The sequence below is a fragment of the Actinomadura violacea genome, assembly GCF_017573465.1.
Lineage (GTDB): Bacteria > Actinomycetota > Actinomycetes > Streptosporangiales > Streptosporangiaceae > Spirillospora > Spirillospora violacea.
This window is the reverse complement of the sequence record NZ_JAGEPF010000012.1, coordinates 216,918-229,609: the sequence shown is the minus strand read 5'-3', so window position 1 is coordinate 229,609 and position 12,692 is coordinate 216,918. Positions and strand designations below refer to the sequence as shown.

14 protein-coding genes are annotated in these 12,692 nt (G+C 73.5%); 7 read left to right on the top strand and 7 right to left on the bottom strand.

What is annotated here, in order from left to right; genetic code table 11:
- The first annotated feature begins 21 nt into the window (after positions 1-21).
- Genes J4709_RS20790 through J4709_RS20775 form a run of 4 tightly spaced genes read left to right on the top strand, consistent with a single transcriptional unit; the run spans position 22 to position 4,538 of the window.
- Positions 22-1,128: an acetate/propionate family kinase gene (locus J4709_RS20790; protein WP_208243217.1), complete on the top strand. Its 1,107-nt coding sequence runs from the start codon at positions 22-24 to the stop codon at positions 1,126-1,128.
- A gap of 50 nt (positions 1,129-1,178) precedes the next feature.
- Positions 1,179-2,393, top strand: a complete 1,215-nt coding sequence (locus J4709_RS20785; protein WP_208243215.1) for a PP2C family protein-serine/threonine phosphatase — start codon at positions 1,179-1,181, stop codon at positions 2,391-2,393.
- A gap of 33 nt (positions 2,394-2,426) precedes the next feature.
- A complete protein-coding gene (locus tag J4709_RS20780; RefSeq protein ID WP_208243213.1) occupies positions 2,427-3,701 on the top strand; it encodes a sigma-70 family RNA polymerase sigma factor in 1,275 nt (424 codons plus the stop codon).
- A 60-nt stretch (positions 3,702-3,761) separates the two neighbouring features.
- Entirely contained in the window at positions 3,762-4,538 is a 777-nt protein-coding gene (locus tag J4709_RS20775) for an SDR family NAD(P)-dependent oxidoreductase (RefSeq protein WP_208243212.1), read from the top strand.
- A 31-nt stretch (positions 4,539-4,569) separates the two neighbouring features.
- On the opposite strand, the gene J4709_RS20770 is transcribed toward J4709_RS20775, so the two are convergent.
- The 3 genes from J4709_RS20770 to J4709_RS20760 all read right to left on the bottom strand — a co-directional run bounded on the left by J4709_RS20770 (position 4,570) and on the right by J4709_RS20760 (position 6,461).
- Positions 4,570-4,965, bottom strand: coding sequence for a DUF3224 domain-containing protein (locus J4709_RS20770; protein ID WP_208243209.1), 396 nt, complete (start codon positions 4,963-4,965; stop codon positions 4,570-4,572).
- A 48-nt stretch (positions 4,966-5,013) separates the two neighbouring features.
- A complete protein-coding gene (locus J4709_RS20765) occupies positions 5,014-5,559 on the bottom strand; it encodes a TIGR03086 family metal-binding protein (protein ID WP_208243207.1) in 546 nt (181 codons plus the stop codon).
- Between the two features lie 104 nt (positions 5,560-5,663).
- Positions 5,664-6,461: an aminotransferase class IV family protein gene (locus tag J4709_RS20760; protein ID WP_208243205.1), complete on the bottom strand. Its 798-nt coding sequence runs from the start codon at positions 6,459-6,461 to the stop codon at positions 5,664-5,666.
- Positions 6,462-6,546: 85 nt separating this feature from the next.
- Here J4709_RS20760 and J4709_RS20755 point away from each other — a divergent pair, with 85 nt between their 5' ends.
- Positions 6,547-6,900 carry a MerR family transcriptional regulator gene (locus J4709_RS20755; protein WP_208243202.1) on the top strand — a complete coding sequence of 118 codons (354 nt, stop codon included), beginning with the start codon at positions 6,547-6,549 and terminating at the stop codon, positions 6,898-6,900.
- Positions 6,901-6,956: 56 nt separating this feature from the next.
- Positions 6,957-9,629, top strand: a complete 2,673-nt coding sequence (locus tag J4709_RS20750) for a DUF4132 domain-containing protein (RefSeq protein ID WP_208243201.1) — start codon at positions 6,957-6,959, stop codon at positions 9,627-9,629.
- A gap of 30 nt (positions 9,630-9,659) precedes the next feature.
- On the opposite strand, the gene J4709_RS20745 is transcribed toward J4709_RS20750, so the two are convergent.
- The 3 genes from J4709_RS20745 to J4709_RS20735 form a co-directional block, all read right to left on the bottom strand.
- Positions 9,660-10,142, bottom strand: a complete 483-nt coding sequence (locus J4709_RS20745) for a DinB family protein (protein WP_208243199.1) — start codon at positions 10,140-10,142, stop codon at positions 9,660-9,662.
- Between the two features lie 18 nt (positions 10,143-10,160).
- Positions 10,161-10,982, bottom strand: a complete 822-nt coding sequence (locus J4709_RS20740; RefSeq protein WP_307801392.1) for an ArsR/SmtB family transcription factor — start codon at positions 10,980-10,982, stop codon at positions 10,161-10,163.
- Between the two features lie 71 nt (positions 10,983-11,053).
- The gene (locus J4709_RS20735; RefSeq protein WP_208243197.1) at positions 11,054-11,614 is read right to left on the bottom strand and encodes a TetR/AcrR family transcriptional regulator; all 561 of its coding nucleotides are present in this window, start codon (positions 11,612-11,614) and stop codon (positions 11,054-11,056) included.
- A gap of 91 nt (positions 11,615-11,705) precedes the next feature.
- Between J4709_RS20735 and J4709_RS20730 the strand changes: the two genes are divergently transcribed.
- Complete coding sequence (locus J4709_RS20730; protein WP_208243195.1) at positions 11,706-12,116, top strand: nuclear transport factor 2 family protein; 411 nt, start codon at positions 11,706-11,708, stop codon at positions 12,114-12,116.
- A gap of 70 nt (positions 12,117-12,186) precedes the next feature.
- Here the strand turns inward: J4709_RS20730 and J4709_RS20725 are convergent, their stop codons facing one another.
- Positions 12,187-12,681, bottom strand: a complete 495-nt coding sequence (locus tag J4709_RS20725; protein ID WP_208243193.1) for an Lrp/AsnC family transcriptional regulator — start codon at positions 12,679-12,681, stop codon at positions 12,187-12,189.
- Between the last annotated feature and the right edge of the window lie 11 nt (positions 12,682-12,692).

Genomic DNA, 12,692 nt, shown 5'->3' with positions numbered 1-12,692 from the left:
CCCCTACCAGGAAGGCCCGCGATGCGCATCCTCACCGTGAACCCGGGGTCGAGCAGCCTCAAGCTGAGCATGGTCGACCCGGACGGCACCGTCGTCACCGAGAACGCCGGCGCCCGCCACGAGGTCGCGCCGATGGTCGCGGACATGCCGGAACCGGACGCGGTCGGCGTCCGGTTCGTGCACGGCGGCACGGACTTCACCGAGCCCGTCGCCGTCGACGCGAAGGTCACCGAACGCCTGGAGGCGCTCGCCGACCTCGCGCCGCTGCACCAGCCCGCGTCGCTGCACGCGCTGTCGGAGGTCACCGGCGCGCTGCCGGGCGTCCCGGCCGTGGCGTGCTTCGACACCGCCTTCCACGCGACCCTGCCGGACGCCGCCGCGACCTACGCGCTGCCCGCCGAGTGGCGCGAGCGGTTCGGCCTGCGTCGCTACGGCTTCCACGGCCTGTCGTACTCCTACGCCGTCCGGCGGACGCGCGAGCTCCTCGGCGCGCTGCCGTCGCGGACGGTGATCTGCCACCTCGGGTCGGGCGCGTCGCTCGCCGCCGTCGCCGACGGCCGCTCCGTCGACACGACGATGGGCTTCACGCCCCTCGAAGGGCTCGTGATGGCGTCGCGCGCGGGCAGCGTCGACCCCGGCATCCCGCTGTGGCTGATCAAGCACGGCATCGAGGCGTCCGAGGTCAACGAGGCGCTGGAGAACCGGTCCGGGCTGCGCGGGCTCACCGGGACGGGCGACATGCGGGAGATCCGCGAACTCGCCGAGGCCCGCGACGCCGTCGCGCTCGCCGCCCTCGACGTCTACCACCACCGGCTGCGCGCCTGCGCCGCCGCGATGGCCGCCACGCTCGGCGGCCTCGACGCGCTCGTGTTCACCGGCGGCGTCGGCGAGCACGACCCGTTCGTCCGGCACCGCCTCGCCGAGGATCTCGCCTTCCTCGGCGTCTCCATCGACCCCGGCCGCAACGAGGACGCCCACGGCGACGCCGACGTCACCGCCCCCGGTTCCGCCGTCCGCGTCCTGGTGGTCACGGCCCGCGAGGACCTGGAGATCGCCGAATGCGTCCGCGAGTGCCTCGGCGGCGCCACCGCAACCGCCGGTCCATCAGAGGGCAATGACCTCCCCTAGCCTGCGACAATTGCGATAAGGAGCCACATATCGCACATAAAATGACCGAGGTGGAGAGACCCGCGGACGACCTGGAGAGCCTCACCCGCAGGCTCGAGAACATCCAGGCGATCACCGACGACGCGTTCGCCGGCCTGGGCGTCGAGGAGCACCTGGACGCCCTGCTCGGCCGCGTCCGCGAGATCCTGGCCGTGGACACCGCCGTGGTGCTGCTGCTGGACCGCCAGGGGCGGTTCCTGGAGGCCACGGTGGCCCAGGGCATCGAGGAAGAGGTCATCCAGGGGGTGCACGTCCCCGTCGGCCAGGGGTTCGCCGGGCGCGTCGCCGCCGAACGGCGGACCGTCTACATCCCGGACGTCCCGCACGCGAACGTCTTCAACCCCCTGCTGGTCCAGCGGGGGCTGCGCTCCCTGCTCGGCGTCCCGCTCCTCGGCGGCGGACGGCTGGTCGGGGTCATGCACGTCGGCACGCTGGCGCCCCGCCGGTTCACCGCGGAGGAGACCGAGTTCCTGCGGCTCGCGGCCGCGCGCATCGCGCTCACGGTGCAGTCGCTGATCAGCCGGTCCGACCGCGCCGGCGCCCTGGAGCTGCAACGCAGCCTGATCCCGTCCGGGCCCCCGGAGATCCCCGGCATCGAGACGGCCGCCCGCTACCGTCCCGGCACGGAGATCGTCGGCGGCGACTGGTACGACGTCTTCGTCCTGCCCGCGGGCGAGATCGGCATCGTCATGGGGGACGTGGCCGGGCACGGGCTGGCCGCGGCCGTCGTGATGGGCCGGATGCGCAGCGCGCTGCGCTCCTACGCGCTGGAGACCACCGACCCGGGCGAGGTGCTCGGCAAGCTCGACCGGAAGATGCTGCACTTCGAGCCCGACGCCACGGCCACCGTGCTGTACGCGGTGTGCGAGCCCGGCCTGGCCCGGGTCCGGATGTCCTCGGCGGGCCACCTGCCGCCGGTCATCGCCCTGCCGGGACGCGCGGCGGAGCCCGTCGACATGAAGCACGACCTCCTGATCGGCCTGGACGGAACCGCGCCCCGCACCACCACCTCGCTGGACCTGCCGCCCGGCGCACTGCTGGGCTTCTACACCGACGGGCTGGTCGAGCGGCGGGACGACACCGTCGACAACGGCATCGCGCGGCTGTGCGGCGCCGTCCACGCGGGCCCGCCCGAGCAGGTCGCCGCCGCGGTGATGGCGGCGCTCATCGGCCGCCGGCCGGCGTTGGACGACGTCGCGCTCCTCCTCCTGCGCCGCACGCCCTGACCGCCCGGGCGACGTGGCCTAGGCTCTCGTCGCATGGCGGACAGCGCGTGCCGGGTGTGCGGGAAGGCGCTGCCGCGCCCGGACGGACGCCCGGGCCGGGCGTCGGTGTACTGCTCGGCGGCGTGCCGGCAGAAGGCGTACCGGACGCGGCAGGCCGGCGGCGGCGCCGTCCACGACCTGATCACCGACATCGAACGGCGCGTGAAGGGCCTGGAGCCGGGCCGTCCCGAGCCGTTCTACGCCGACGTGCGGGAACTGTCGTCGTCGGTCGGGCGGCTGCGCCGCATCGCGCGCGTCGCGGCGCAATCCGTCACGCCGGAGCCCGTGACGAATCCACCCGAGACGGATCCGCTCCAGGAGATCGACTTCGCCGGGCTCGTCGAACCGCACCGGCGCGAACTGCAGGTCCACTGCTACCGGATGGTCGGCTCCTACGACGACTCCGAGGACCTCGTCCAGGAGACCCTGCTCAAGGCGTGGCGGAACCGCGACGGTTTCGAAGGGCGCTCCAGCCTGCGCACCTGGCTCTACACGATCGCCACGAACGCGTGCCTGGACTTCCTGCGCCGCAACGAGCGCCGCCCGCAGCGGTACGCCCCGTCGCCCGTCCCGCCCTCCGACGGCGTGACCGCGCCGCCGTTCCTGCCCTGGCTGCAGCCGTTCCCGGACGACCCCGAGGCGGTGGCGGAGACGGCGGAGACGCTGGAGCTGGTCTTCCTCGCCGCCGTCCAGCACCTGCCGCCGAGGCAGCGCGCCGTCCTGATCATGCGGGACGTGCTGGGCTGGCCCGCCGCCGACACCGCCGAGGCCCTCGGCCTGACCGTGGCCTCGGTGACCAGCGCCCTGCAACGGGCCCGGCCCGCCCTGCGGGATCGTCTCCCGGAACGGCGTGACGAATGGGCGCGCGGCACCGACCCGTCCGAAGCCGAACGCGACCTCGCCGGCCGCTACGCGCGGGCCGCGATCGACGGCGACATGGCCGCGATGACCGCCATGCTGCGCGCGGACGTCCGCATCACCATGCCGCCGAACCCGCTCTGGTTCGGCGGGCGCGACGCGATCATCGGCATGCTCTCCCAGACGTTCGACCCGTCCTCACCCGCGTACATCGGCCGATGGCGGCACCTGCCGACCCGCGCCAACGGGCGGCTCGCCCTCGGCGGCTACGTGCAGCGGCCCGGCACCCGCGTCTACCGGGCGCAGGTCCTGGACGTCCTGCGGATCGAGGACGGCCTGATCGCGGAGATCACCTCGTTCGAGCCGCACCTGTTCCCCGCCTTCGGGCTGCCGCTGACGCTGACCGATTAGTTCTCCGGCCCGCTGCGTCTCCATAGGCGTCACACAACAACGCGAGAACGGACCACGGCCATGCTCCAGGACAAGAACGCGATCATCTACGGCGCCGGCGGCTCGATCGGCGGCACCGTCGCGAAGACCTTCGCCCGCCTGGGCGCCACCGTCTTCCTCGCCGGCCGGACCCGCGAGCCCCTCGACGCCGTCGCCGCCGACATCGCGTCCGCCGGCGGCCGCGCCGAGGTCGCCGTCCTCGACGCGCTGGACGAGAAGGCCGTCGAGGAGCACGCCCGGCGCGTCGCCGACGCCGGCGGCATCGACGTCTCCTTCAACCTCGTCACCCGCGGCGACGTGCAGGGCATGCCGCTCACGCAGATGCCCGTGGACGACTTCGTCCGCCCGATCACGACCGGGATCACCGCGAACTTCATCACCGCCCGGACCGCCGCCCGGCACATGTCCGAGCGAGGCTCCGGCGTCGTCCTCACCCTGAACAGCGGCTCCGCGAAGGGCAGCCCGATGATGGGCGGCACCGGCCCGGCGGACGCCGCGCTCGACACCCTCGTCCGCAACCTCGCGCAGGAGTGCGGCCCCGCCGGCGTCCGCGTCGTCGGCATCTGGACGGCGGGCCTCCCCGAGACCCTCTCCCCGGAGAAGCTCTCCCAGTTCGGCCCGGCCATGGACGACGCCGCCTTCCAGGCCCTCCTGACCCGCCTGGACGAGATGCGCCTGCTGCGCCGCTCCCCCACCCTCGCGCAGGTCGCCGACACCGCCGCGTTCCTCGCCTCCGACGGCGCCGCCGCCATCACCGGCACCTTCGTCAACGCCACCGGCGGCATCTTCACCGACTGACCGCCCCCGCACAGCGGCTAGGGGCGGTGTCTCACAGGGTGTAGGTGAGGGTGAGGACCTGGAAGCGGCGTTCCATGGCCTGGCCGGAGATGCCGGCCAGGCCACCGGTTCCGGAGCCGGGCACGATGCGGCCGTCACTGCTCTGCTCGTCCCCGTCGGCGAGCCCGAAATGCTGGATGACGAACGTGCCCTGCCGCCCGTCGATCGTGCCCTCGATCCGCTCGGACGCCACGTAGCCGCCGCCGGCGCCTCCCTGGGCGGTCAGCACCTCCGCGACGCCCGTCCCGTCGATCACGCCCTGGTACCGCTTGCGGATCGTGACCCGGGTCATCTTGGGCCCGTCGGACGGCTCGTCGTACACGTTCTCGTCGAAGTCGGTGATCTCGAACTCGGCTTCGACGGTGTGCTGTTCTTGCTGGTCGGTCATGGTGCCGCAGACTAGCCCGTCTTCCGGGCGGCTCCCTCAGGCGGGCCCCTACGGGGTGCGGCCGGTGATGCCGACGATCCGGTCCAGCAGCGGGGCGTCGTCGGGGACGGCGACCGCGGGCGCCCAGAGGTTCGGGAGCGGGGCCTTCGGGACGAACTCGGCCACGTGGTCGAGGCAGGCGCGGAGCGTCTCGTCCGGCAGGTCGAAGGGCCTGCCGGTCGCTCTGGCGAGGTCCCAGCCGTGCACCACGATCTCGGTGAACGCGATCTTGCCCCACCGCTCGCCGGGCAGCTCCAGGCCGCCCGTCTCCGCGGTCCCCTCCCAGGCCGCCGGGTCGGTCCAGGCTTCACCGAGCGCCCGGACGTGCTCGGCGACGCGTTCGCGCCCGTCGCCGTCGAAGCCCGCGTCGTCCGGGGCGGCGGGCGCCTGCTGCCCGCGGGCGAGGGCGGCGAAGCCGCGCGACACCTCGTCGATGTGGGCGATGAGGTCGCGGACGGTGTACTCCGTGCAGGGCGTGCCGTCCGCGAGCTGGTCGTCGGCGACGCCGGCGAGCACGTCGGCCATCCGGTCGCAGGCCGGGGTCAGGTCGATCATCGGTCTCCTCGGTGTACGGTTCTCGGCCGCGAACGCGACCCTGGTACTAAAGACCGGCCGAGGGAGCGAAATTCGTCGGGCACCACCGTGCCCGCTGCGGCGCGTTAGGGCTCGGTGAGGGGTTCGGCTTCGTACGCCCGGTGGAGCAGTTCCAGGAAGCGTGGCGCCTCGGGGACGGGAGCCGGGCCGATCCGGTGGACGGCGACGCCCGGCGTCCACGAGTTCATGACCACGGCGCCGGCCAGCGCGGGCACGTCGGCGGGCGTCACCTCCTGGACGCGCTGGGGGACGCCGAGGCGGTCCAGTTGCCGGCGGACGATGCCCATCGTCGTCCCGACGAGCATCGGCGCGTCGGGCCACACGACGGCGTCGCCGTCCCAGAAGGCCAGGTTCCAGATCGTGGCCTCGCTGAACCGGCCGCGGCGGTCGACGAACGCGGCGTCGTCGAACCCGTCCTGGACGGCCCGCCGCATGAAGTAGGTCTTGGCGACCTCGCCGACGTGCTTCACGGCGGGCAGCACGCGTTCGTACTCGACCGTGGTCAGGGCCAGCGGCCCCGCCGGGCCGGACGCGGGCGGCCCGGTGCGGACCAGCACGTCGGGCTCCGCGGCCTCGCCCGCGGCGAACTCGCCCGGCGCCGCGTACAGGGTGGCCGTCAGCGAGACGTCCGCGGCGCTCGCGTCCAGGGCCGTCCGCAGGAAGGACCGCACCCGGTCGTCGGGCAGCGCCCGGCCGAACAGCTCCTCCGACGCGAACCGCAACCGGTCCAGGTGCAGGTCGAGGCCCCGGATCCGGCCTCCGCGCACCTGCATGGCGGTGAAGTGGGCGTAGCCGGCGAAGGCGAGCGGCGCCAGGTCCCCGGTGGTCGCCGCGCGCCCGTTGCGGTGGACGAGTGTGGTCATCGGTGCCTCCAGCGGTCCGGAATGATCGTTCGCGCGACGACGTTAAGCCTTCACACCGGTGCGAACGTCAAGCTGGGACGGTGACATGCTGATCGGGGAGTTGTCCCGGCGGACGGGGGTCAGCACGCGGCTGCTGCGCTACTACGAGGAGCAGGGCCTGCTCGCCGCCGGGCGCGACCCGAACGGCTACCGGCGGTACGGCGACGGCTCCGTGGTCACCGTGCGCAAGATCCGCGTCCTGCTGGAGGCGGGGCTGTCCACCGAGGTGATCCGGCAGGTGCTCCCCTGCACCAAGGACGACGGGCCGGAGTTCGACTGGTGCTCCGGCATCCGCGACATCCTGGACCGGGAGCTCGCGGTCATCGACGACCGCATCGAGGGCCTCCAGCGCAACCGCGGCGCGATCGCCGGATTCCTCACGCGCCCCGGCGAGCATTAGCCGCCTGCCTCATCCGGGCCGCCGGTGTCACCCCCCCTGCCCTACCGTGGGGCCGCATGATCATCGATCCCCCCGCCTCCCGCGACGAGAACGTTCTGGCCGTCCCCGATGCGTGGCTGGAGGATCTGGTCCCCCGGCGCGGCGGGATCGTCCCGGTGCCCGAAACCGTCCCGGATCGGGAGGCGCACGCCGCGGTCCGCGACGGCCTGGAGAGTGTGCGTCCCCTCGTCCGCGAGGTGCTGGAGCACCGGGGCACCGCGCCGGGACTCGCCGAGGCGGGGCTCGCCTACCTGAAGGGCGAGGCGACCCCGCTGGGGGCCGCGGTGGTCGCGCGGGTGGCGACGATGGCGCGGCTGAGGTCGCGTTTCGCCGACGATCCCGGCTGGGCCGACCATCTGGCGGTCGAGCACGGGCTCGCCTTCGCCGCCTGCGCGTTCGCCGAGATCGAGGGCGTCTGGGTCTGGGACGACGGCGGCGCGATCGGAACCGACGAGCAGCCCGTCTACGTCGTGGCCGGCACGGGCGACCTCGACCACGCGCATTGGGCGGCGGGCCGCGCGGGCCTGCGGATGCGGGCGCTCCTGGCCGCGGCGGGCGAGGACGACCATGCCGCGGCCCTGCGCGCGCTGGCCGGACACCGGCAGGGACCGGTCCGGCGGCTGACCACGGCCTTCCTGATGCCGGACCGGACGGACTGGGTCGACGAGTGCTGCCAGGACCCGCCCAAGCGCCTGTCGTACTACACCTCGTCCGGCGCCAAGATGCTGTGGTGCTCGCTGAGCACCGCCGAGCAGGTCGAACGGCTCGGCGACTGGGCCGTCCTGCAGGTCGGCGAACGGGACCCCGAGGTGCTGTACACCCTCGTCGACGGGCTCGGCGAGGCCGCGGCGCCGGTGCTGGCGCGGTCGCTGGACGGCGACGCGGAGCCGAAGGAGCGGCGCGGCATCGTCGACGCGCTGGCGCGGCTCCCGGGCGACGACGCGTTCCGCATCATGGGCGGCCGGCTCGACGCGGTGAACGTCCTGCCCGCCATGGAGGCGATGATCGAGCGGTTCCCCGTCCGGGCGCTGCGGATCCTGCCGGAACTGGGCACCGGCACGGCCCGGCGGTCGTCGATGGCGGCGGGCCTGCTGAACGCGCACCTGGTGGCGCATCCGGGCCTGGCCGCGACGGTGGAGCTGAGCGCGCAGGCCAGGGAGGCGCTTGACGCGCTCCGGGCGAGCCGTGTGCCGGACGCGCCGGACGACCTGGTGCCCGCGGCGCTGCGGAAGGGCGCAAAGAGAAAGGGTCCGGCGTGGGCGGCCCCGGCCGCGATGCCGCAGGTCATGCTGCGGGGCCGCGAGCACGCGCTGCCCGCGGAGGCGGCCGGGCACCTCGTCGAGGCGCTGAGCAAGGCGAGCCCGCGGCGCGAGCCGCCCCAGGGCCTGCGGGCGGTGCTCGACGCGCTCGACCCGGGGTCGCTGGCCGAGTTCGGCTGGAGCCTCTACACGCGGTGGCTGGCGTCCGGCGAGGCGACGCGGATCGGCTGGGCGCTGGCGCAGCTCGGCTGGACCGGCGACGACGAGATCGCGCGGCGGCTCGGCGGGACGGCCCGTTCCTGGCCCGGCCAGAGCGGGATCCAGCAGCCGCTGAAGTCGCTCGACGTGCTCGCCGCGATCGGCACCGACGTGGCGGTCATGCAGCTGCACCTCGTCGCGGACAAGGCCCGGCCCAAGCGGCTCAAGAAGCGAGCCGGCGAGCTGCTGCTCCAGGTGGCCGCCGACCGCGGCCTGACGATGGAGCAGCTCGGCGACCGGATCGTCCCCGACTTCGGCCTGGACGCCGACGGCGGCATGACGCTCGGCTACGGGCCGCGCACGTTCACGGTCGGCTTCGACGAGCAGCTGAAACCCGTCGTGTTCGACGGCCGCGGCACGCTCCGCAAGACGCTGCCCAAGCCCGGCGCCAACGACGACCCGGAGGCGGCGCCCGCCGCGTACCGGGCGTTCACCGGCCTGAAGAAGGACGTCCGGACGGTCGCCGCCGACCAGATCCGCCGGCTGGAGCGGGCCATGGCCGAGCAGCGGCGGTGGACGACCGGCGACTTCCGGCGCCTGTTCGTCGGGCACCCGCTGCTGTGGCACCTCGTCCGGCGCCTGGTCTGGCTGCACGACGGGGACGGGACCGATCCTGTCGCGTTCCGGATCGCCGAGGACCGCAGTTTCGCGGGCGTCGACGACGAGGTGTGGACGCTCCCGGAGTCCGGGGAGGTACGGATCGCGCACCCGCTGCACCTGGGCGAGAGCGTGCCGGCCTGGTCGGAGGTGTTCGCCGACTACGAGATCCTCCAGCCGTTCGCCCAGCTCGGCCGTCCGGTCCACGCGTTCACGCCGGACGAGGCCGCGGGCGACCGGCTCGACCGGGTCGCGGGCACCGTGGTCGGCGTCGGGAAGGTACTGGGCCTGGAGCGGCGGGGCTGGGCGCGCGGCGTTCCGCAGGACGCGGGCGTGCAGCACTGGCTGACCTGCGTCATCGCGGGACGCACGGTCGTCCTGGACGTGAGTCCGGGCTTCCCGGTGATGTCCCCCGCCGAGTGGCCGGAGCAGACACTCGGCTCCGTGCGGATCGGCCGGTCGGAGGCGTCGGATCGCCGCGGCGCGGAGGTCACGTTCGGGGAGCTCGACGCGGTCGAGGCGTCCGAGCTGCTGCTGACCCTGCACACGCTGGCCGCCCAGGCGGAGCCCGCCTAGCCGCGACGACCGATGACCCGGCTTCAGGGGTCACGTGGCCGGGACCAGGGCCAGGAGCTGGTCGGTGTGGCCGGGCAGCTCGTTGCCCGCCAGGCCCGCGATCAGGTCCCTCAGCGGGACGGGCTCGTCCACCATGATCGTGTCGTGCGAGACGAGCCGCGCCGGCACCCGGGTGCCGAGTTCGGCGTCGCTCAGCGCCGGCGCGAGCGCGCAGAGGGCCTCCCCCTGGCGGCGGATGCGGTCCCGGAGTCCCGCGTTGCCGCCGGCGACGGCGATGGTGTGCTCGATCGTCCAGGGATCGTGGGCCGCGCGGTTGTCGTACGTCGTGTTCACTCCCGAGGCGACGGCCGCGACGGCGGCGATGGTCGCCGCGTTGACGAGGGCGACGTGCGCGAGGACCTGGTCGGCGTTCCATTCGCCGGGCGGCCGGACGGGTTCGCCGCCGGCGCCGGCCACGGTCGCGGCGGCGTCCAGCAGTGCGCGGTGCGCGTCCTGGAGTGCGCTGGTGTCCATCGTGTTCGTCCGTTCTGCTCAGGTGTGCGCCGGGGACATTTCCCACGGCGCCTGCGGGAGGACGTCGCCGGTCTCCAGCAGCGACTTCAGGTTCGCCAGGACGGCCGGCCATCCCCGCGAGATGCCGTTGAGCATCTCCAGGTTCGGGAGGTTCTCGTGGGTCACGGTGAGGCGGACGATGTCCTGGTGCGGCTCCACCAGGAAGGTGACGACCGACGCCTCCCGCTCCGATTCCTTGTCGGGGGTGTCCTCGAAGGTGACGACCAGGCGCGTCGGCGGGTCGGTCTCGACGACGCGTCCGACGACGTCGACGGCGCCCGACCCGTCGGTGCGGCGGTGCTCCCACCGGGAGCCGGGCAGCCAGTCCGAGACGTTGGCGTGCCCCCAGTAGCGGGCGGTGAGGTCCGCGTCGGTCAGGGCCCGCCACACCTGCTCCGCGCTCGCCCGGATGTAGGTGACGTAGACGTAGGTCGGGACGGTCGTCGATTCGCCGGCCGTCGTTGATTCGCTGGTCATGGCGTACTCCTCTGCCTGGTCCTTGATGGCGCCGATCGCCCGCAGCCGGGGCCGGTCGAACTCGGAGATCCAGCGGTCCTCGATCTCCTGGATCGGCGCGGGGTTGAGGTAGTGCAGCCGTTCCCGGCCGCGCCGGACGACGGTGACGAGCCCGGCCCGCTGGAGGACGTCGAGATGCTGCGTCGCGGACTGGCGCGCCATGTCGAGGCGCTCGCACAGCTCGGTCAGCGTCCGGCCGTTCTGCTCGCGCAGCCGGTCGAGCAGGAGCCGCCGGGTGGGGTCGGCGAGCGCCTTGAAGACCGGGTCCATCGCTTCGAAGCTCACGGTCCCAATTATGCAGGCATTTACCTACCTATTGTCAATGACGAGGCTACGACCCGCGGAAATGGGCTAGGTCAGGGCTCGACGATGGCGCGGACGGCCGGGCGGAGGATCTCGACGATGCGGTCGGGGTCGGCGTCGGCGAGGTGGTCGAGCGCGATGAGGTGACGGCCCAGGGCGATCCCGATCAGCATCGCGTTGACCAGCGCCGCGCGCAGGTCGGCGTCCTCGTCGGGGATGGACCGCCCGATCCGGTCCTTGTCGAGCCGCGCCGTGGACCGGAACGCGCGGGCGGCCTCCGGGTGGGTCAGCATCGACCGCAGCAGCGCCAGCGACTGGACCGGTTCCTTGACGAGCGATCCGTGCAGGCGGTCGAGCAGCTGCTCGGCGACCTCGTCCGGGGTGCCGCCGGGCAGCGACGCGGAGCCCGTGTCGATGGCCTGCGCGAAGAGGTTCGCCTTACTGCCGTAGTAGTGCATGACCAGGCCGGGGTCGACGCCCGCGGCGGTGGCGACGGCGCGGATGGTGGTCCGGTCGTAGCCGACGTCGGCGAAGATCCGGCGCGCGTGCTCGAGGATGCGGGCCTGCGTGGCGCGCTTCTGCTCGGCCCGGGACCCGCCCGCTGGAGTGTTCACCGGCGCATTCTACGGGCGTTGACCGGACGGCCATTTCGTTCTACGTTCGTTGAACCAGTCGTACAACGCACGTTGAACGAAAGGAGTCGGCATGAGTGAACCGGCAACGCCGCTGGAGGTCCTGGAACGGCGGCGAGAGGTGCTGCTCGCCCGCGACATGGACGCGTTCGCGGACCTGTTCGCCGCGGACGGCGTGATCGAGATGCCGTTCGGCGGCCCGGGCATGCCCGCCCGCCTGGAGGGCCGCGAAGAGATCCGCGCCTTCTCGGCGAAGGTGGACCTGTCCGCCCTGGAGATCTCCGACCTGCGCGTCCGCGACGTCCACCGCACCACCGACCCCGAGGTGGTGATCCTGGAGCTCACGACCGTCGGCCGGGTCGTCGCGACCGGCGAACCGCTCGAAGTGCCGTGCATCCAGGTCTTCCGGATCCGCGACGGCCGGATCCTGCTCTTCCGCGACTACGTCGGCACCGGCATGGTCCCCGGCCTCGCCCTGGACTGACGCTCGGACCGCCCCGGGCCGCGCTCGCACGAGTGCGCCCCGGGGCGTCCGATTCCGGGGTCTCCCCAGGTCAGTGCGCGGTGCGGGCGCGGCGTTCCTCGTCTTCGAGGAGCGGGCCGAGGCGGAACGGGACCTGCTCGGTCAGGACGATCGAGGTCGTGCTGCGGCGGACGCCGGGGCAGGCGAGGATCGAGTCGATCACCTCGTGCAGCTGCCGGCCGTTCGGCGCGGCCGCGCGGACGAGCAGGTCGCCCTGCCCGGTGATGCCGAGGACCTCCAGGACGCGCGGGATCGCCGCCAGCGCCTGCGCGGCCTCGCGCAGCCGGCCCTGCGCGACCTCCAAGGTCACGAACGCGGTCAGCTCGAAGCCGAGCGCGCCGAGATCGACCTCGCGGCCGCGGTGCCCGATCACGCCGTCGCGCTCCAGCCGCTCGACGCGGGCGTGCGCGGTGTTGCGGGCGATGCCGAGCTTTGCGGCCAGCTCGGTGATCCCGATGCGGGGCTGGTCGACCAGCCGGCGCAGGATCTGGATGTCGAGGAGGGTGGCACGCGTCACAACGCTCATCTCCGGCGGGT